At 37.0% G+C, this 20,807-nt stretch carries 22 protein-coding genes and 1 tRNA gene; 8 read left to right on the top strand and 15 right to left on the bottom strand.

Annotated elements, in window-relative coordinates; translation table 11 throughout:
• Nucleotides 1-300 precede the first annotated feature (300 nt).
• The 7 genes from GQR56_RS08955 (at nucleotide 301) to GQR56_RS08925 (ending at nucleotide 4,780) form a co-directional block, all read left to right on the top strand.
• A complete protein-coding gene (locus GQR56_RS08955; protein ID WP_166110524.1) occupies nucleotides 301-585 on the top strand; it encodes a hypothetical protein in 285 nt (94 codons plus the stop codon).
• 97 nt (nucleotides 586-682) lie between these two features.
• Nucleotides 683-949, top strand: coding sequence for a hypothetical protein (locus tag GQR56_RS08950; protein ID WP_166110521.1), 267 nt, complete (start codon nucleotides 683-685; stop codon nucleotides 947-949).
• Nucleotides 950-993: 44 nt separating this feature from the next.
• Complete coding sequence (locus tag GQR56_RS08945; RefSeq protein WP_166110527.1) at nucleotides 994-1,488, top strand: replication endonuclease; 495 nt, start codon at nucleotides 994-996, stop codon at nucleotides 1,486-1,488.
• 72 nt (nucleotides 1,489-1,560) lie between these two features.
• A complete protein-coding gene (locus tag GQR56_RS08940) occupies nucleotides 1,561-1,836 on the top strand; it encodes a hypothetical protein (protein ID WP_166110518.1) in 276 nt (91 codons plus the stop codon).
• A gap of 351 nt (nucleotides 1,837-2,187) precedes the next feature.
• Entirely contained in the window at nucleotides 2,188-2,871 is a 684-nt protein-coding gene (locus GQR56_RS08935) for a GNAT family N-acetyltransferase (protein WP_166110516.1), read from the top strand.
• Complete coding sequence (locus tag GQR56_RS08930; protein ID WP_166110513.1) at nucleotides 2,871-3,716, top strand: ImmA/IrrE family metallo-endopeptidase; 846 nt, start codon at nucleotides 2,871-2,873, stop codon at nucleotides 3,714-3,716. Before GQR56_RS08935 ends, GQR56_RS08930 begins: the two co-directional genes overlap by 1 nt.
• 2 nt (nucleotides 3,717-3,718) lie before the next feature.
• Entirely contained in the window at nucleotides 3,719-4,780 is a 1,062-nt protein-coding gene (locus GQR56_RS08925; RefSeq protein ID WP_166110510.1) for a hypothetical protein, read from the top strand.
• Here GQR56_RS08925 and GQR56_RS08920 read toward each other — a convergent pair.
• From GQR56_RS08920 to rppH, 13 genes are all read right to left on the bottom strand, one after another.
• On the bottom strand, nucleotides 4,770-5,330 hold the full coding sequence (locus GQR56_RS08920; RefSeq protein ID WP_166110507.1) for a sce7726 family protein: 561 nt from the start codon (nucleotides 5,328-5,330) through the stop codon (nucleotides 4,770-4,772). The two genes, GQR56_RS08925 and GQR56_RS08920, sit on opposite strands and share 11 nt — an antisense overlap.
• 149 nt (nucleotides 5,331-5,479) lie before the next feature.
• Nucleotides 5,480-5,554, bottom strand: a tRNA-Arg gene (locus GQR56_RS08915).
• Nucleotides 5,555-5,623: 69 nt separating this feature from the next.
• Nucleotides 5,624-6,301: a FlgO family outer membrane protein gene (locus GQR56_RS08910; protein ID WP_166110503.1), complete on the bottom strand. Its 678-nt coding sequence runs from the start codon at nucleotides 6,299-6,301 to the stop codon at nucleotides 5,624-5,626.
• Nucleotides 6,302-6,312: 11 nt separating this feature from the next.
• Entirely contained in the window at nucleotides 6,313-7,011 is a 699-nt protein-coding gene (locus tag GQR56_RS08905) for a FlgO family outer membrane protein (RefSeq protein ID WP_166110500.1), read from the bottom strand.
• Nucleotides 7,012-7,024: 13 nt separating this feature from the next.
• On the bottom strand, nucleotides 7,025-7,618 hold the full coding sequence (locus tag GQR56_RS08900) for a FlgO family outer membrane protein (protein WP_166110497.1): 594 nt from the start codon (nucleotides 7,616-7,618) through the stop codon (nucleotides 7,025-7,027).
• 59 nt (nucleotides 7,619-7,677) lie between these two features.
• Nucleotides 7,678-8,268, bottom strand: a complete 591-nt coding sequence (locus GQR56_RS08895) for an SPOR domain-containing protein (RefSeq protein ID WP_166110494.1) — start codon at nucleotides 8,266-8,268, stop codon at nucleotides 7,678-7,680.
• 125 nt (nucleotides 8,269-8,393) lie between these two features.
• Nucleotides 8,394-9,077: an SPOR domain-containing protein gene (locus tag GQR56_RS08890; protein ID WP_166110492.1), complete on the bottom strand. Its 684-nt coding sequence runs from the start codon at nucleotides 9,075-9,077 to the stop codon at nucleotides 8,394-8,396.
• 344 nt (nucleotides 9,078-9,421) lie between these two features.
• Nucleotides 9,422-10,300 (bottom strand): UTP--glucose-1-phosphate uridylyltransferase GalU, encoded by an 879-nt coding sequence (gene galU / locus GQR56_RS08885; protein ID WP_166110489.1) that lies wholly within the window; start codon nucleotides 10,298-10,300, stop codon nucleotides 9,422-9,424.
• A gap of 25 nt (nucleotides 10,301-10,325) precedes the next feature.
• A complete protein-coding gene (locus GQR56_RS08880) occupies nucleotides 10,326-11,177 on the bottom strand; it encodes a thymidylate synthase (RefSeq protein WP_024610621.1) in 852 nt (283 codons plus the stop codon).
• Nucleotides 11,178-11,190: 13 nt separating this feature from the next.
• Complete coding sequence (gene lgt, locus GQR56_RS08875) at nucleotides 11,191-11,994, bottom strand: prolipoprotein diacylglyceryl transferase (protein ID WP_024610622.1); 804 nt, start codon at nucleotides 11,992-11,994, stop codon at nucleotides 11,191-11,193.
• A gap of 13 nt (nucleotides 11,995-12,007) precedes the next feature.
• Nucleotides 12,008-12,817, bottom strand: coding sequence for a sulfite exporter TauE/SafE family protein (locus GQR56_RS08870; RefSeq protein ID WP_024610623.1), 810 nt, complete (start codon nucleotides 12,815-12,817; stop codon nucleotides 12,008-12,010).
• 87 nt (nucleotides 12,818-12,904) lie between these two features.
• Nucleotides 12,905-15,169 carry a phosphoenolpyruvate--protein phosphotransferase gene (gene ptsP / locus GQR56_RS08865; protein WP_024610624.1) on the bottom strand — a complete coding sequence of 755 codons (2,265 nt, stop codon included), beginning with the start codon at nucleotides 15,167-15,169 and terminating at the stop codon, nucleotides 12,905-12,907.
• Nucleotides 15,170-15,199: 30 nt separating this feature from the next.
• Nucleotides 15,200-15,718 carry an RNA pyrophosphohydrolase gene (gene rppH / locus GQR56_RS08860; RefSeq protein WP_024610625.1) on the bottom strand — a complete coding sequence of 173 codons (519 nt, stop codon included), beginning with the start codon at nucleotides 15,716-15,718 and terminating at the stop codon, nucleotides 15,200-15,202.
• A 563-nt stretch (nucleotides 15,719-16,281) separates the two neighbouring features.
• Between rppH and mutH the strand changes: the two genes are divergently transcribed.
• Nucleotides 16,282-16,953 (top strand): DNA mismatch repair endonuclease MutH, encoded by a 672-nt coding sequence (gene mutH, locus GQR56_RS08855; RefSeq protein WP_024610626.1) that lies wholly within the window; start codon nucleotides 16,282-16,284, stop codon nucleotides 16,951-16,953.
• 196 nt (nucleotides 16,954-17,149) lie between these two features.
• Here mutH and eno read toward each other — a convergent pair whose 3' ends face one another.
• Together eno and GQR56_RS08845 are read right to left on the bottom strand one after the other, a co-directional pair.
• Nucleotides 17,150-18,448, bottom strand: coding sequence for a phosphopyruvate hydratase (gene eno, locus GQR56_RS08850; protein WP_024610627.1), 1,299 nt, complete (start codon nucleotides 18,446-18,448; stop codon nucleotides 17,150-17,152).
• Between the two features lie 113 nt (nucleotides 18,449-18,561).
• Nucleotides 18,562-20,196 carry a CTP synthase gene (locus GQR56_RS08845; protein WP_166110486.1) on the bottom strand — a complete coding sequence of 545 codons (1,635 nt, stop codon included), beginning with the start codon at nucleotides 20,194-20,196 and terminating at the stop codon, nucleotides 18,562-18,564.
• Nucleotides 20,197-20,807 lie beyond the last annotated feature (611 nt).

Below are 20,807 nucleotides of genomic sequence, written 5' to 3'. Positions count from 1 at the left end.
ATGAGGGTTCGGTGTAACGTTTTTTAGCGAATTCAATTATACCTTATCCTCATGCTGTTTGTTTTTTATACCGCAAAGATCAACACGCCCTAGTTTGTAAACCAAGGTATTAAGTAATTTCACACTTGCTTTTCATTCACCAGTTGAACTCACAGCGAGAAGCGGACGGTCAATAATTTTGATATATGATGTCAATATTTGACTCCTTTGGCTTGATTAATAATATAATAAAGACAATAAATTGAATTTAAATATAAATAAACCTATATTTAAAGCCCAATTATTCAAAGAGTTACTATCATGGACGATAAAATGGATACGGCTAGAACCATTCTTAATATTACCTCTTCAATCGAGAAAATAGAGAAAGATAAAAACGAACTTTTCATTATTTTATGGATTGGATTGGGGTTTTTATTCTCTGTTTTGATGGAGAAGTTTCTAGTCTCTTGGATTGTGGCAATTACAATCGCAGCTGTTTATGCCTATGGATTTTATAAAAAAGATGAGCTCAACAATTTAAAAAAATCAAAGAGCTATTACTTGCAAATACTCAACCCCCACATGCAACCTAAAAATAAATAATATTTAAGTCACCGAGGGCTTTGTATTTTAATTTAACAATAAAGTCATAAACAAGTTATTTTACAAGCTCGTCCGGTAACTATGGAGAAATGGAATTATGAAAAAAAAGCTTAGAAAAAAACTTAAAAACAAAAATAATAATTCCGTGTTCAAATCCGTAAGTTTTCCTAAGTTAATCTGTGGCTCTTATTGTCTTTGGGATGCGTATACCAGATCAAGTGATGATTTTTATCCAATGAAAGCAGGTGACGTTTCAAGAGTAGATGAGCCTCTATGGTTTTGGGGTAATATATTATTTATGTTTACAGCTGGTGTGTGTTTTATTTATTCAGGTTTCGTAAAAGACTATCTAGCCAATAAATGATACGTCCTTTACAGCAAGAATAAATCGACTCAAAATACTAGGAGCTGGGTCATGAAGCTCTTTTTATTACGGTTACGTGCCCTTCTAAGTACCATCGTGCTTTTCCAAAGTCGGGAGTTGCTAACCCTAAGTGGGAAGGTTTTATGCCTGATGAAGCCAATAGCTATTTAAACCACCAATGGCAAAAAGCTCGTGCAGAGTTTAAACGTCAAAATATAGCACATTATGGCTTTCGTGTAGCAGAACCACAACACGACGGCACACCGCATTGGCATATGCTGTTTTTTATTGAGAGCGAAAAGCTAGACGCATTAAAAGCAATTATTCGCCATTATGCGTTAGAAGTTGATGGTGACGAAAAAGGCGCAGCGGAAAACCGTTGTGACTTTAAACAAATTGACCCAAACAAAGGCTCTGCAACTGGCTATATTTTAAAATACATAGCGAGAAATATAGATAGTGAAGGTGTAGGCGAAGATAAATTCGGTAACGATTCGCTACTTGTAGCACAACGTATTGATGCGTGGGCATCGTGTTAGTGTATTCGCCAATTTCAACAAATTGGCGGCGCTAGCGTTTCTGTATGGCGCGAATTAAGACGTTTGCGCTCTATGTTTAATGATAAAAAAGATAGCCTATTAGAACAAGCTCGCTTTGCTGCTGATAATAGTGATTGGAAAGGCTACATACTCGCTATGGGCGGTTTACATACAAAACAAAAAGATAGACCTATCAAATTACATTATGACTTAAACATCGTTGAGGAAACTGGCGAGTGTTTGCAAAGCTATTATGATGGTGAACTAATACTCAAAGTAAAAGGCTTGTGGTTCGCTGGTAAAGCTATAATTACAAGGCATTACTCATGGAAGGTAGAAAAAGCATAACCTAAAGCTATAACGTTTAGCTAAAGCTCCCTATTATCTAAAAAGAGCTAAAGCTATAAAGCTATAAAGCTATAGTTAAATACAATATTTCAAATAGCTAAAGCTCTAAACTAAGCTTTAGCTCATATCAAACACCAGCACAAAACCAAAATAACCTTTAGTTCACTATTTGCCAGAATGGCAAGAAAGGTCTTACTTGGAGTTCTGTAAATAACTGTACGAAAAAGGAAGTAATATGAAATCAACCTAGGCACTTTAACCTATCGATCATTCTTGCCCCATTGTTCATTTTAATAGCAATCGTATATAATCAGCCGAGTTAATAACGGAATTACTACTAAATGAGGGATTATGGTGACAATAGACGATATTAGAAAACTCATTGATGCTGGCCAAATTGCACCCGTTCAAGATAAGGTTATCCTTGAGGGCACTCTAGCTAATATATCAAATCAAAAAGAACCTTATAAAATATATCATGGTCTAGACATTATTCGAGCTAACACATGCGATAAGTTATGGGGAACCTTTAACTTACGGTTAATCGAATTTATAAAATCTCAAAATTACTCTCCCGAAGCTTTAGCTAATCTATCCAGCACTATACAGCTAGATGATAGCCATTGGGATTGGTTAGCAAAAACATGCATTCATAATAACGATGAATATGAGTGGTTTTTTTTAGATATAAACGGCCAACCTCAAGCAGCCTGTTTAATTTACCATCCAAAAAAAAGCAGCATTGATTCAGGGGAAATATTCTACATTGAATATGTTGCAGTTGCTCCATGGAATAGAAATAATCCAATGGAAAAAAAGTATTACCATGGCGCGGGGTCAGAAATAATAAAATGCGCTATGAAATATGCAACTGAAACATTGGGCTTACGGTTCGGCTTTTCATTGCACTCACTTCCGAAAGCAGCTGGCTTTTACGAAAAAATTGGCATGATAAATTACTGTATTAATAATAAAGAATCTTTGAACTACTATGAAATGCCTGAAGATATAGCAAAAAAATATATGGAGGCATAATGAATAACAAAGATTTCAATATTATTGATGACTTTTATGTAACAGCTAATTCAGCAGAATCTCTTACTAACTTAATAGACTCATATAACGAATATGAAAATGAATTAGCTAAACTATCTAGAAAAAAAGAGCCTCTAAATGAAACATCTAAGCTCAATTTTTTTAAAGAGATTCATGCTAACCGCAAAGGAGAGAGGCTCTATAGAAAAAGAAATGATGCTAATAGTGCATTAACCGTATTATGGCTTTCTAAAGTAAAGGAATTAGCTACTCTCTATTCCTTATACAATAATACAAAGCGGTTTGTAGGAATAAGTAAGGATGAATTAAATACAATTGCTAAATTGAGTCATGATGTTGATAATTTGCAGGTTCTTGAGAGGTTCCTTGCAGGCAAAGGAATTATTTTCATTACTGAAAAATCATTCGCAGGCTCTAAACTTGACGGAGCTGTATTTCTTCTTGAATCAGGTCAAGCAGTTGTAGCTCTGAGTTTAAGGTATTCTAGATTAGACTATTTCTGGTTTACCTTAATGCATGAGCTTGCTCATCTATGTCTCCACAGCGACTTGCTACAAACGGCAATTGTAGAAGACCTAGATGGAACCGCTGAAAGCATAGTTGAATTAGAAGCTGATAAGTTAGCTTTAAATTCATTTATACCAAGAAATATATGGAGAAACTGTCCTCCAAAATATAACTTATCTGATGAAACGGTTATTGATTTTGCTAAAGGTCTCAAAATTCATCCAGCAATTGTAGCTGGAAGATTGAGAAAAGAACTTGATCGTTATGACAAACTATCAAATATAGTGAACGACGTTGATATAAGGGAATATTTTTAGTCATGAATTACATACCATTCTTAAAGTTTAAGGTTAACGAAGTTGCAGCAGTAAAAAGTCTATCATTAAACGATATAAAGCGATTAACTCCCTTTTTTGATTTACCTCGAAAAGATATTTTAGATAGTAATTCATTAAAGTCATTAATAGATACAGCGTACAGGAAGTATGAAATCAACCTACTTTCTCTTCCTTTTTTTTATTTAGATAACTTCGATATAAATGACGCCATATTAATTAATGGTGATGATAATTATCTTTATACTCTGGAAAAATTTTCAACGGCTAAAATAGTACCCGTTGTCGGGCTAGATAGAAGCTATAGGAGAAACTCAGTTGTAATAGAAGCTAAAAAGAATAAATTAATTAAACTCGATATAGTCGCCTTGAGAATATGTGTTGAAGATTTAGTGTCATACACGCTGGTAGAAGAAGAAATAAAAGAGTTACTCAATGAATTAAAGGAAAGTTTTACATCGTTTCATTTAATAATAGATAACCGTGTTTGCCATAATATTAATATTCAAGCTAGGGCGACTCAAATAATCAAGTTTATAAATGATATTTGTAGTGACGCCGAATTTGACAAAATAATTATTACGGGTTCCTCTATAACGGCTTCAATAAAAGACCTACTAGACCCAAATACGGTCATTACAATTGAACGTTCTGAATTAAACCTATTTAAAAAAGTCAAAAATGAAATAGACGAAATTCACATAGGTGATTACACAGCTGTAAGCCCCAGTTATTCTGACGTTAAAATTCGAGGAGAGTACATGCGGAAAGTAACTGCCCCTAAATTAATGTATATCTTTGATAAATACTTACATATTAAGCGAGGAGGGGCAATTGATGGGCATCCAAGAGGGAACAAGCAATATAATGATTTATCTGCAATATTGATAAAAGAAGCATATTTTAGAGGTGGGTTATACTCATTTGGGGATAAGTATATTGATGAAAAAGCTCAAAGTATAGGGAAAGATGCCAGTCCTAGCACAATACCCAAAGCATTAATTAACGCACATATAACTTATATGTTAAATGGTTTCAAAATATAGTTCTAGAAAATAATGAGTTGGCTATTTCTGTATTAACTTTTTCTTTAGTTAAATGGTTTGCCAACTCTAATACCAGCTCTGATTTATTTATCTTTTTTGGAAGCTCAATTTTATTTAAACTCCCTACATTAAGCATTTCTTGCTTCCATAATGTTAGTAAAGCGTACTTTTTTGAAAAGTGAGGATTAGATTTTGTTTTTCTGAGGTGCCTAAACTTTACTTTTCCTTGATCTAAAAAAGCAACTATTATTCCCCAATGATTAGGGGTACTAGCAAGTGCATTCTTAAGATGGTTCTCAGTAGTAACCAATGTTATTTTTTTAAAAACAAGGTCGTAAAACTTACCTTGTGATTTAAGTCGATAAATATTGTCAGTTTCTCCTTTAATTTCAAAACAATGTGGCTCTTTATATACAGCAACAACATCGGCGATTGCATTACCTCGATGAACATGGAGTTCATCGATTACAGCTCTAGGCTTAACAGGTAGTGATTCTAAATAAGACTTTAACTTACATCGAATCACAGGATCATTTAATTGAGAGCTCATTCTCGACTTAATATTTTAAATTTAATTGGAATTTTAATTATATCGCAACAACTCATACCTTTCATTAAAGAATAGGCTTTGCCTTGCTACACATGTGCTACACAGAAACAAGATGAAAAACAAAAACAAGCATAACTCATTGATTTTATTGGTAGCCCCTGCAAGAATCGAACTTGCAACTGCCCCTTAGGAGGGGGCCGTTATATCCATTTAACTAAGAGGCCACTAAAGCGGTGTGCTTAATGGGTTGAATTATAACGGCATCTGGTTTTTTATATCAAGTCCAAATGAAGTTAATTGCTTGATAAGTAAATATCTTCTTTATCTAAGACGTATAACGGTATTAGTTTTCGGCTACTGGCTGCAATTTGCTTTGTTTTAACGTTTATAACGCGAGTATTAACTATAACTCCGTTATGGCGGTAGATTAAAGTACCTGCGAGTACATGGCTTGCCATTTGATCTTCACTCAGCTTTGCAATATCACGCGAAAAAGCGAAGTCACCACGGCTATTAACGTCAATGGTATCTGTGGTTTTAAAATCGACTACGCTGTATCCAAACTTTTGTAATTGATGAATTAACGTTTCTGAAATTTGATTACCTAACTGATTGCTGTTGTTAAGCGATGCATCTAAATCGACTAAAGTAGTTACAGCTATGTTTATGTTAGGCGTGTCTTCATCATTTTCTGACTCTAGAGTGTCGACTAAATCAAGTGCCATTTGCTCTACGTAATTAGCTAATGTTTTATGATGTTTGCCTGGAATAAATTGCTTTGATGAATCGTACTCATTTTGTATTTGAGCATTGTGCGCTATTTGTTTTTGCTCATATACTGCGTTCACATCAAAATTAGTGCGTGGATTAGTTGTTTCTACATGCTCATGGTTTTGGGTTTGTGCTATTGAGCAACCGCCCAAGCCTAATAATGTAAAAGCAACAAGGGTATTGGTTAGTTTATAATACATTTTAACCTCACTCACTTACTTGCTTGTTTAAGCATTATGCCATCTGTGCGGTAATTGCTATTGAGTGCATCAACCACTGACTGCGGAATAAAGCCTTGTGCAGTACCTACAACCGCTTTACTTTTTAGACCAACAATACGAGCATTTACTAATACCCCACCTTGATGACTTACAAGTGTGCCCGCTAATACATAGTCAAAGGTTTGATCTTGGTTTAACTCTAAATAATCTCGGCTAAATACAAAGTCACCTTCGGGTGATACACGCATATAATCGGTTGTTTTAAAATCAATAACGGGTACCCCAAAGCTATGTAGCTCGTGCATAAAGCTTTCTGAAATTTGGTTTCCTAGCAAGCTACTTTCGGTGTAGTCATCATCTAAAAATACAAAGCTGGAAACAGCGAGTGGCGTTTTTTCGTTTACATATTGTAAATTTTCGACCATATCTTGCATTATTCCACGCACGTAGTGATTTATATTTTTACGCATTGGCGGTGACGATTTAGTGTAGTTATTTTGTTGAACCAACCCAGATTGAAACAGGTTATTATTAACTGCAGGCGCTGCTACTTCTCGCTGATTACTAACCAATTGTGTATTTTGGTTACTTTGCTCAACAATTGGCTCGGCTTCTGAGTTAGTTACACCTAATATTTGCGAACAACCAAAGCCTAATGGCAAACATAAAGTAATTAATAGATTTCTCATTTTGTGCTCCTGGTTAGTATTCGCTGCGGTATAAGTAACCGTCGCGCTGCTGAATTTTTTCATCACCCCACATTACATTAATAGGGATCTCAGTACTGCCAGCAGATAACACCTGTTTATTATTTATATTTACTAATCGCGCATTGACGATATAAGCATGTTGTTGTCGTGTAACTGTACCTGTAACTATCAAGTCAATATTCTGACGTTTGCGTAACTGCGCTAAATCACGGCTAAGTACGCTATCTGCATTAGTCGATAAATTTAAGTTATTAGCTAATCGATACTCTACCGTGTTATAGCCAAGCTGCGTCATTTGAGTTAGCAGGCTTTCTTGAATTTGTTGACTTAAACCAGAGGCTTGCTCGGTCATAAGCTTAGAGTCGAGCGCATCTGCAAAATAAAAACTGCTTACACCTATTCGTGTATTACTACTTAGCGGCTCTTTAATATGGCTAAGCTGTACAGTTAAATTATTTATGTAGTCGTTTACTGTATAAGGCGCCATTGCCGCTTTAGGCGCATTGGTGCTCACACTCGGCTCTGGCTGAGGTATTAAACTACAAGCAGCTAAGTTAACTAATAATAAGGGTAATAAAAGGCGCATAGTTGCCATCCTCTTTCAAATATACAGAGGATAAAGCAAGTATTATGCCTAAAAGATAGTTACTGAGGTTGTTGCTCTGTGTAATAACTTACAAAACAATTTATTTTTTGTTCTTTTAATATAGAGCAATCATTTTTTGCGGCGGCTTTTTTTATATAAGCACCTAACTTTAAACGATAAAGGGTGATGTTATTTACAACAATTGGTTCTATATTAACAGGTAGCTCTGCATTTATAATTTTAGGAGCTTTTAATCTTAAAGCAGCAAGCGCACTTTCTAAGCTAGTTTTATTTTTAAATGAAGCAACTTGTATAGCAAACAATATTTGTTGGCTTTTTAAAATACTCTCTTCGTTAAAAATAGTTTCAATGGCATTTTCATAACGTATGTTTCGGGTGTCTATTTGCTCTAAATTTGAAGTAAGTTCAGATACCTTCGCTTCTAGCTGAAGTAGTTTTTCAATGTTTGGTTGCGCGGTTTTCCATTGCTCAGCGGTATTTTGTAGTTGTTCTAAATCTGCTTTATGAATAAGTACTGTAGGTGCTTTAACTTCAGGCTTTTCTTTTTGTTTTACGGTACTACAAGCGCTAAGAGTTATCGTTAAAGCACACAATAATCCAACCTGCTTAAAATCCATTTTTATAGGCATTTATTTTTCCTAAAATAACCAATCTAAATCACTTTTAGGAGAATAAACTTAATATTGTCCTAAACAGCTAATTATAAGGAGGGTATTTTATGGATAAAAAAATTATAAGCAAGTTTGGATTTTAATTATAACTTAACTGGTTTATCGGTGTAATTACTCACAATGCAATCCAGTTTATAAAGCTTAAATACTTCACAATCTGCTTTTGCATTTTTTAGGTTTTGATATGAGCCAAGTTTTAATCGGTAATACGTTTTATTATTAATGTTAGCTGTTTCAACATTAGTCAAAATTTTGTCTCTAAATAAAGGAGCCGCTTGTTTATTTAGGTCGTGCCATGCTTTCACTACGCTTTTTTCAGAGTCGACTGAAGCAACCTGTAATGCAAATACATGTTTAGGTGTGTTTAATTTTACAGTTTGTTTTTTATAGCTATTTGTTGGTTTAATTGCTTGTTGCTTTGGCTTTGTTGTACGTGTTTTGCGTGGCGTACGGGCGTACTTATTACTGTATCCCTGCTCAGATTGTGCCAGCGCTTTAGTATTAATAATATCAATGTGGTTAACGAGATACGTAATCTCTTTTTCTAGCTTTAAAATGCGCTCAATGCCTAATCTTGCTTGTTGCCATTGCATTGCTGCGTCTTTTAATTGCGCAAGCTCTAGTGCAGTTATAGACACATATTCTGGTGCATCACTTTGTTCATGCTGCAATGATTTTTGTTCAGGCGTGAGCGTACACGCACTCCCAAATAAAAGCATTAGTAAACCGAGTAATAACCCATTGCTATTTTTTTTATATTTAAACATGTGTTCGTTATCCTGAAAGTAGTGTGTATACACTTACATTTCAGCTAAACATTCTTGCAAGGAAGCGTTTAACTTTTTAAGTTATGAGCTATAACACTTAGCTCTTCACAAGCTGATCATATTTTAAACATGATACAAGCTGCTCCATCTCTACCCTGAGAACTGCATTTAATACAAATTTAATGCCAGTTAACATAAACATTACAACATAATTCATAATATGTCTGTATAGATGATGAAAAACTATTTTATTTTTATGCCTAAAACATCTCCAGTCGTTGTTATAAGTTAAACATTAAAAAAGGCGCCATATAGGCGCCTCAATAATTTAAAAAGTAATTAAATTATATTAATGTTTTAATAAACGTTTTAAGTTCGCCTGCAAATTCGTCGCGACGAAGTGCAAATTCGATTGTCGCTTTTAAGTAACCAATTTTGCTGCCACAGTCGTGACTACGACCTTTAATTGCGTATGCATCTACTTTTTCGTGCTGCATTAACATTGCTATTGCATCTGTAAGCTGAATCTCATCGCCCGCACCTTGTGGAGTTTTAGCCAGTAATGGCCAAATGTTTTCACTTAATACATAACGACCAACAACTGCTAAGTTTGATGGTGCTTCGTCTACAGGTGGCTTTTCTACCATATTAAGAATTGGTGAGCTTTCACCTTGGCTTAAAGTAACATCGCCTAAATCAACTACACCAAATTTATCAACATCTTCTACTGGTACTGGTTCTACCATTATTTGGCTATGTTTTGTTTCGTTATAACGGCTGATCATTTCAGCTAGGTTGTCTTTTTTAAGGTTACTTTCTACATCATCAATAATTACGTCAGGTAAAATTACAACAAACGGTTCGTTACCAATAATTGGTGCAGCACAGCTAATTGCATGCCCTAAACCTTTTGCTTCACCTTGGCGTACGTGAATTATAGTTACATCTTTAGGGCAAATAGCTTGCACTTCGGCAAGTAATTGCCGCTTAACACGCTTTTCTAATGTAGCTTCAAGTTCAAAACTTGTATCAAAATGATTTTCGATTGAATTTTTACTTGAGTGCGTTACAAGTACGATTTCTTTAATACCGGCAGCAACGGCTTCGTTAACTACGTACTGAATTAAAGGACGGTCAACTATTGGTAACATTTCTTTTGGGATTGCTTTTGTGGCTGGCAACATGCGAGTACCAAGCCCTGCTACTGGAATAACTGCTTTCATTATGCTTTCCTTAATTTATTAATTATTATACCGAAAACGGATATTGGATCGGTTCATGGCTTTCATAGCCTATTACTTCAAAGTCGTCTCGTGTAACCCACGTTTCTATGTCGTCTAGCGATTTAATTTTTGGGTTTATTTTTAATTGTGGAGACGTAAACGGCTCTCGTTTTAATTGTACGTCACGCATTAATTCTAACTGATTTTCGTAAATATGCGCGTTTGCAATTTTATGATACGCCTTACCTGCTTTATGCCCTGTAATTTGAGCAACCAACGCGAGTAATACAAAGCATTGAATTTGATTAAAATTCAGCCCTAATGGCACGTCGCAGCTACGCTGATACGACGTTAAATATAATGTATCACCAAGTAGCGAAAAAGTGTGTGTATGCATACACGGGCGCAAGCAACCTAATTCAAACTCACCTGGATTATAGAAGGTAATTATTTCACCGCGATCATCTATGCCATTTTTTAAGTTATTAATTACTTTAGCAAGCTGATCGAGTGTTGAACCATCTGGCCGTTGCCAACCACGTCCTTGCACACCATACACACGGCCCATATCGTCCTCGCCTTTACGGTGAGGATTATTAAGCCATGCGTTGTTATCGTTTGCGTTAGCATCCCACGTTTTACAGCCAATATTACGAAACTGCTCAGCGCTATCGTAACCACGTAAATACCCTAGTAACTCAGCAATGGCAGCTTTGTAGTAGCTTTTTCGGGTCGTGATCATCGGGAACTGGTTGTTAGCTACATCGTATTCTAAATCGGCATTAATAACGGTTAAACAACGCGTACCGGTACGTTTGTTTTCTACCCATTGCCCTTCGTCAACAATGCGCTGACATAATTTTAAATATTGTTTCATAGGTTACTTCTTATTATGCTTTAGCTGTGGTTATTTGTTTAGGTTGCTTATATGCCCAAATTAATAAGCCTAAACCACCTACAATCATTGGCAACGAAAGTATTTGTCCCATTGATATAAAGTCGGCAAATAAACCTAATTGCGCATCAGGTTGGCGGAAGTACTCAATACAGAACCTAAATACGCCATAACCTAATAAAAACACACCTGCTACACTGCCCGCTGGGCGAGGCTTTTTAATAAACCAATGTAGTATCAAAAACAGCACTAAGCCTTCAAAAAATGCTTCGTATAACTGTGATGGATGACGCGCAAGTGGCCCGCCAGTAGGAAATACCATTGCCCATGGCACATCGGTAACTCGGCCCCATAACTCGCCATTTATAAAGTTGCCAATACGCCCTGCTAATAACCCTACAGGTACGAGTGGTGCAACAAAATCGCCAACTTGAAGAAGTGATTTTTTACGCGTCCACGAAAAAATAGCGACGGCAGCTATAACGCCTAATGTTCCACCATGAAACGACATTCCACCTTGGTCTATTCTAAATAAATAAAGTGGGTTTTCTATAAAGTAACTAAACTGGTAAAACAATACATACCCAATACGTCCACCAAGAATAACTCCCAGCATGCTATAAAATAGGAAGTCGCTTACCTGCTCTTTAGTCCAACCAGAGTTTGGCTTTGACGCTTGGCGATTAGCAAACCACATCGCAAATGCAAAACCTATTAAATACATTAATCCGTACCATCGTACGCTTAGTGGTCCAACTGAAAAAATAATTGGATCGATTTGAGGAAACTCAAGTGACATAAAAAATAAACCTTTAGCTAAAAATCATTTTAATTGCGATAACAACAAGCAATACCGCGAAAACTTTCTTTATTGTATTTACTGGTAAATAGTGCGTTGCTTTAGCCCCTAAAGGTGCGACAAACCACGATGTAATTACAATCCCAAATAATGCGGGAAGATACACAAACCCAACAAAACCGTCTTTAAAATCTGTAACCTGCCAACCAGCACTGATGTACCCAATAGAGCCAAACAGTGCAATTACAATTCCGCATGCTGCAGCGCAACCAATGGCTTTTTTAATATCAACCGAAAAGTGGTTAAGCATAGGCACAATAAGCGCCCCGCCACCAATACCAATTAATCCCGATAGCCCGCCCATTACAGCAGAAATGCCACCTAAAATAGGACCTGCTGGTAACGGTTTTTCTGACACAGCTTTATTACGAGTAGATAGCACCATTCTTGCTGCAATAAAGACAACACTTACTGCAAATACAGTTCGTAATATTTGTTCAGGTATGAGGCTGGCTGCAAAACCACTAATAAGTGCCCCTAAAGCAACACCCGACATAACCCAAGGCGCAATTGCCCAAGGCACGTTATCATTTTTATGATGAGCCAAGGCTGAAGACGTCGAGGTAAATAATATTGAGGCAAGCGATGTTGCAATAGCAATCACTAATACATGATCTACCGAAGTTACATCGAATAAGAGTAGCAAAGCGCTGAGTACTGGGACAATAATTAAACCGCCGCCAATGCCTAATAATCCAGCTAAAAATCCGACAATACAGCCTAGTAGTGCGCAACTTGCGACCAACAGCCCTAAGTCATACATAGTTATCTCTAATACCTATTGGGAATGCATATATTAAAGGATTATTGGCATAATATATAGCACCTCTAAACATTTAGAAGTGCCGAATTATTTAGGTGTATAAAACAAATCACCGAGTTTATGATCTAGCATAAAGTTACGCGTTAAACGCAGTACTTGTTTAGCGGTAGATTGAGCCAAGCATTCAGTAAGTAATTTATCCATATCACTCACTTTTAAACGCCTTAATACCCATTTTATTTTATTGAGTGACGATAAGTTCATACTTAAGCGCCTATAACCCATTGCTATAAGTAAAATAGCACCTTCAGGATCACCGCCAAGCTCACCACACAAACTAAACGGTATTTTGTATTGCTCGCACTCACACGCTATTTTATTTAATACTCTAAGTACACCAGGGTGATATGACGTAAAAAGATCTGCCACTCGCGCATTGGCTCTATCAACCGCTAATAAGTATTGAGTTAAATCGTTACTGCCTACCGAGCAAAAATCGACTTTTTTAGACCATTCTGGGATCATAAATACACTAGAAGGTACTTCAATCATAATGCCTATTGCTGGTTTTTCTATGGTTTTCTCTGGGTATTTTTCACTTAGTTCGTAATAAGCTTGCTCGAACAAAGCGAGCGACTCTTCTACTTCTTCGTAGCCGCTGATCATTGGCAGCATTATTTTTAAATTACCTAAGCCCATATTTGCTTTAAGCATGGCTTTGAGTTGATCTAAAAATAGTTCTGGATGATCAAGACTTATACGAATACCACGCCATCCTAAAAATGGGTTTTCTTCGGTAATATTAAAGTAATCAAGTACTTTATCACCACCTATGTCTAAGGTACGCATAACCACTGGTTTTGGATGGTAGCTTTTTAATACTTCTCGGTACCAGTTTTCTTGCTCTAATTGTGAAGGAAACTGCCCTTTTTGCATAAACCACGCTTCAGTACGATACAGCCCCACGCCATCACAAATATCAACACTACTTTGCTCTGTATTGAGTTCAAGCCCTGCGTTTAATCGTAAGCTAATACGCTCACCATCGAGAGTAACAGCTTCTGAGTTTTGTTCTTCTAAAAAGCGATTATTAAGTAGGTTATCTTGATGTTGTAATCGAGTGTATTCATCGACCAACATTTGCGAAGGCGATATATATAAACGCCCTGCAAATGCATCTAAAATCATTGTTTTATTATTAAACTGCAACAAAGGTAAATCTTCGATACCCCAGATTGCCGGTATACCCATAGCTCGCGTTAAAATTGACGCATGGCTATTTACAGAGCCACTAACACTAACCACTCCCGACAAGCACCCTTTAGGTACTTCAGCAAGCATAGCGGGCGTTACTGTATTAGCGATAAGAATGGTATTAGGCGGGTAATCTTTAACTGCTCGCTCCGTGTTTACAAGATGGTGTAATACACGCAAGCCAATATCTTTAACATCAACAGCACGTTCTTTTATATATGGGTCTTGCATGGCATTAAATTGTGATATTAAACGCTCTATCACTATTTTTAGAGCGCTTTTAGCACACCAGCCTTCTTGCAATTGCATTTCAACATTATGACCTAAACTTTTAGCATCAAGTAATTGTTGGTATACATCAAATACTGCTAATGCTTCATGCGGTATAGAGTCACTTAGTGTCATTGAAAGGGTATTAAACTCTTTACGAGTGGCGGCAACTGCTTGAGTAAATAAACGTCTTTGCTCTACTACATCACTATCTTTTAAAAGTTCTATTGATTTAAAATCAAGCTTTGGAAGAAGCACAAACGCTTGGCCGATACCAATTCCTGGAGCACTCGATACCCCTTTTAAAACAGACGTTTGATGAGATGATTCATCTTGGCGTAAAACTTCTTTAATCTCAGCATGTGCTAACTGTGAAGCTAGTTGAGCTGAAAGAGTTATTAAAAACGATTCTTCATCTTGGCTAAATACACGCGCCATTTTTTGTTGAACAACAATAACGCCGAGTACTTTTTTTTGATGTACCACAGGCACAGATAAAAAAGCATTGTAGCCTTCTTCATTTACTTCGGGGGAGAGCTTAAAGCGCGGGTGAGATTTAGCAAATGCAATATTAATCGGTTCTTCGCGTTGCGCTACTAAACCAACTAAACCTTCGGTAAAACCTATTCTAAACTTACCTACCGCATCGGGGTTTAGCCCTTCGGTTGCCATAAGTACAAAATTATCTTGGCTATAATCAGCAAAATAAATAGAGCAGCACTGGGTTTTCATGGCATCTTTTACCATTTGCACAAAGCACACTAAAGCATTGTCTAAACTCGCTTGTTGCGATACAGACTCAGCAATAGATCTCAGTGTAGCCAGCATGTCCTGCTCCTTTATTTTGTACTTAGTTTTCTACCTTTTAGTTCGCCAATGATCTTTATGTTGTTCTCTCTTGTTAAAAGGCATGGCGAAAGGTGCAAACTCTTTCATTACACGTCGATAAACATCCCGTTTAAACGATACTACCTGTCTTACAGGATACCAATAACTAACCCAACGCCAATCATCAAATTCTGGATGATGAGTTTTAAGTAAGTTTACATCTTCGTCTTCACAACGTAATTTTAGTAAAAACCATTTTTGTTTTTGCCCAATACACACCGGACTAGAGTCGCGGCGGATTAATCGTTTGGGTAATTTATAGCGTAACCAATGTTTTGAACTTGCGACTATTTCTACATCTTCTGGTCGCAGCCCTACTTCTTCGTGTAATTCACGGTACATAGTTTGTTCCGGCGTTTCACCATCATCAACACCACCTTGGGGAAATTGCCAAGAATGTTGACCATAACGTCTAGCCCAAAATACCTGCCCTTGATTATTGCAAATTACAATTCCGACATTGGCACGAAAACCTTCGGCATCAATCACCTTAGTGCCTCATTTGTAAGTCGATTTTTTATGATTGTTCCACATTACCCGCAATACGGCAAACACTATTATACCCAAGCCACGTTGCGCTTTAAAATTAGGCTTTTCACAAGGGCTTAATATCAAGGTGTTACTTTACAACAATTGCATTCATTTTCGAAATAGTAACAATGCTAATTGAATTTGTGCATTAAGATAACTTTAACACGTAGTTTTACTATGCTTACTCACAGCTTGTGCATAACTTTTGTAAAACACGCTCATTTTGCAAACAAATCCACAATATAAGATCTAAAAACCCATGTTCTCCACAGAATCTGTGGATAAACTTGTTTATACATATGTATTTATCAATACAACTCTAAATTAGCTTAATCAATTATGAACGCAAATTTAAAAAATAATAATGTAGTTCAGTCACTTAACTTAATTTTCTCATTTTTTGGTGTGCATAAAATTACAGCACACACACCCTGCACAAAAAACAAACAACCCTAAAGATATCCACGGCTTAGGCTATTTGCTATCATGCTCATGATATTTATACAACTTAAATTAGTGATATGAGACCGATAAAACCACATTCAATTAATGACTTAATACAGCGCGTTAATAACATTGCAGGGCTTACACTTGGTCAATTAGCCAATGAGTATAATTTTAAAACACCTGACGATTTACTACGAGAAAAAGGCTGGACGGGACAATTAATTGAATATGTTTTAGGAGCTACAGCGGGCTCAAAGCCCCTTCCCGATTTTGAAGACTTAGGAATTGAACTTAAAACACTGCCTATTTCTTATAAAGGTAAACCGCTAGAAACAACATTTGTATCGGTTACACCTCTCATGAATGTAACCGGCATGATTTGGCATAACAGCAGTGTGCGTAAAAAACTAAACCATGTTTTATGGTTACCTATTTTAAGTGAACGCGATATAGCTCCATTTGATAGGACGATAGGCAGCGGTTTTTTATGGCAACCTACTCCTGCGCAAGATGCACTGCTACAGCGTGACTGGGAGGAGCAAATGGAGTTAATTGCACTTGGTCGAATTGATGAAATATCAGGGCATTTAGGCGATGTAATGCAAATTCGCCCTAAAGCGGCCCATAGCAAAATAGTAACCGATGCTATTGGTCCTAATGGACAAATAATAAAAACCTTACCACGTGGTTTCTATTTAAAAACGAGTTTTACTGGTGATATTTTAAAACAGCAGTTTCAGCTTTAAGTGCGCAAAAACGAAAGCTTCAATAAATAGTTATACTTTTGTGTCCCCTTTGTTTGCACTGCGTGCGCGCGTCAGCAAGTTTAACGCCTACAACTTATTCTCACCTCTTTGAATAAAAGTATCAGGCATAAAAAATCCCCGCTTGTGCGAGGATTTTATAATCTAAATTAAAAATCAGATTCTATATGAAATAGAATTACTGACCTTTAACTTCTTTAAGACCGTTGTACGGTGCTTTATCACCTAATTGCTCTTCAATACGAAGCAATTGGTTATACTTAGCAACACGATCAGAACGGCTCAATGAACCCGTTTTAATTTGACCTGCAGCAGTACCAACCGCTAAATCAGCAATTGTTGAGTCTTCAGTTTCACCTGAACGATGAGAAATAACAACAGTAAAACCAGCGTCTTTAGCCATTTTAATTGCAGCTAAAGTTTCAGTTAAAGAACCGATTTGGTTAAACTTAATTAAGATTGAGTTAGCAATACCGTTGTCGATACCACGTTTTAAAATCTTAGTGTTTGTTACGAATAAATCATCACCTACTAATTGGATTTTATCACCCATTAGTTTTGTTTGGTGTGCAAAGCCATCCCAATCAGACTCATCAAGACCATCTTCGATAGAAACAATTGGGTAACGAGTAGTAAGATCTTGTAAGAAGAAGTTAAACTCTTCAGAAGTGAATTTTTTACCTTCACCTTTAAGGTCGTAAATGTTTGCTTCTTTGTCGTAAAACTCAGATGCAGCACAATCCATCGCTAAAGTGATGTCTTTACCTAACTCGTAGCCCGCGTTTGCAACAGCAACTTTAATTGCAGCAAGTGCCGCTTCGTTAGAAGCAAGGTTAGGCGCAAAACCACCTTCATCACCAACAGCCGTTGAATGACCGTCAGCTTTAAGTACTTTAGCAAGGCTATGGAATACTTCAGCCCCCATACGTAGGCCTTCGCGGAAGTTTTTAGCACCAACTGGCTGGATCATAAATTCTTGGATGTCTACAGAATTATCTGCATGCTCGCCACCATTGATGATATTCATCATTGGAAGAGGCATTGAATAAACACCCGGTGTACCGTTTAAGTCAGCAATATGTTCGTAAAGCTCAACTTTTTTAGATTGAGCTGCTGCTTTTGCAGTCGCTAGTGATACAGCTAAGATTGCATTGGCACCTAGTTTTTCTTTATTTTCAGTACCATCTAAATCTAGCATTACTTTATCAACAGCGCTTTGTTCTAATGCGTTTTGACCAGCTAGAGCGTCTGCGATTTCGTTATTGATAAAACCAACAGCTTTTAATACGCCTTTGCCTAAATAACGTGTTTTGTCACCATCACGTAACTCTAATGCTTCGCGAGTACCTGTAGATGCACCTGAAGGTGCTGCAGCACGGCCCCATGAACCATCAGCTAAATGTACATCAGCTTCAACAGTTGGGTTACCACGCGAGTCCATAATTTCGCGACCGATTACTTTTACGATTTTTGACATCTTGTTTCCTCTATATTCCCAAAATGGTGAGTTCGACTAACTTTACTACGTTTTATATAACTTAGTCAGCCCTTAAAACAAAAAAGCCGTGCAATATGCACGGCTTTTTTAAATTATGATGACGCTTTCTGGTGGATATGAGCGGCTGCTACAAACCCTTCGAATAGCGGATGACCATCACGTGGTGTTGACGTAAATTCCGGATGGAATTGAGCGGCAATAAACCAAGGGTGATCTTTATTTTCAATAATTTCTACCAGTTTTTTATCTTCTGATAAACCAGTGAAGCTCAAACCTGCTTTTTCAAGTTGCTCTACAAAGTTATTGTTAACTTCGTAACGATGACGATGACGTTCTACAATTTCATCACTACCGTACATTTCATGCACTTTAGAACCTGGTGTTAAATGACATTTTTGTGCGCCTAAACGCATTGTGCCACCTAAATCAGATTTTTCGCTGCGTGTTTCAACATTGCCTTCAGCATCAAGCCATTCAGTAATTAAACCAACAACGGGAGCAGCAGATTTTGCATTAAACTCTGTTGAGTTAGCATCAGTAAGACCGGCAACATTTCGTGCATATTCAATAAGCGCTACTTGCATACCTAAACAAATACCTAAATAAGGCACCTTGTTTTCACGCGCATATTTAGCCGCTAATATCTTACCTTCAACACCACGACCACCAAAGCCGCCAGGTACTAAAATAGCGTCTAAATTAGATAACAGCTCAACACCTTTGCTTTCAAGATCTTGTGAATCTACGTATTGAATATTTATTGTTAAACGATTTTTAAGACCCGCATGCTTTAAGGCTTCGTTAACCGATTTGTACGCATCTGGTAATTCAGTGTATTTACCAACCATACCAATAGTCACTTCACCCGTTGGGTTAGACTCTTGATAAAGTACTTGTTCCCACTCAGCTAAATCAGCTTCAGGTAGATCTAAGTGAAAACGACGACATACGAAGTTATCTAATTCTTGCGTTTTTAATAGCGCTGGAATTTTATAAATACTGTCTACGTCAGGTAATGAAATAACCGCTTTTTCTTCTACGTTTGTAAATAATGAGATTTTTGCACGCTCATTATTTGGTAGTTTACGGTCTGAACGACAAATAAGAATATCTGGTTGAATACCTACTGAGCGTAACTCTTTAACAGAGTGCTGAGTTGGTTTCGTTTTAACTTCACCTGCAGGACCTAAAAATGGCACTAGCGTTAAGTGAATAAATAGCGCGCGTTCGCGGCCAATTTCAGTTCCCATCTGACGGATTGCTTCAATAAACGGTTGTGATTCTATATCACCTACTGTGCCGCCAATTTCTACAATAGCAATATCATAACCTTCAGCACCATCGTATACACGTTGCTTAATATCGTTAGTGATATGTGGAATAACCTGAATAGTTGCGCCTAGGTATTCACCACGGCGCTCACGACGTAATACGTCTTCGTATACACGGCCTTGTGTGAAGTTATTACGACTAGTCATTTTGGTACGAATAAAACGCTCGTAGTGACCTAAATCAAGGTCAGTTTCTGCGCCGTCTTCTGTAACGTATACTTCACCGTGTTGAATTGGGCTCATTGTGCCTGGGTCAACGTTGATGTAAGGATCCAGCTTTAAAATGGTAACATTTAAACCACGGGCTTCTAAAATAGCGGCCAGTGAAGCTGCGGCAATACCTTTACCCAACGAAGAAACAACTCCGCCAGTAACGAAGATAAATTTTGTACTCATGCGAACCCTAGAATATCAGGAATTAAAAGGAATATAACACCCAAAGAAGAGCCTTAGGGTATATCATCAAGACGGGGCGAAATTGTACCAAAACACGGCTAATCAATCCAGCTAAAATTAGTAAATACACGCACAAAAAACACACACTATTTAAGTGCTTGTTTATCTATAATGATTGACTTTACAGCAGTAAGTTTAGTTTTTTATAAAAAATAGAATTTGTACAATAAGCTACTCTCTATAAATGGGCGATTACAGTATATAAATTGACTAAGGCGTGTTGATCTTTGGTGGTTTAATTTTCAACAGCTTATTTGGTATTTAAGCAAGACAGAACCTATGATGTGTGGTTTTCCCTATAAATAGACGATAACGCAGCATAAAGGCAAGGCATACACTGCCCTTTGAGTTCTTTTTAGGGCTACTAACTCTTTGTTGCCTAGATGTATATAGGTAAGAGGCGTGAGCAGAACGCGGGAGCTTTACTCGATTTTCACTTATTCTCACATGGGTATAAGTTACAAGAGTAACGCAGGAGCAGTTACCGAGCCCACTAGGTTATAAAACTCACGCCGCGATTTAATCGCCTCTAGATTGAACAAGTTTCAATC

The organism is Pseudoalteromonas sp. Z9A5 (genome assembly GCF_011378875.1).
Taxonomy (GTDB): Bacteria; Pseudomonadota; Gammaproteobacteria; order Enterobacterales; family Alteromonadaceae; genus Pseudoalteromonas.
Note: the sequence above shows the minus strand (reverse complement) of the source record. Positions and strands in the feature narration are given on the sequence as shown.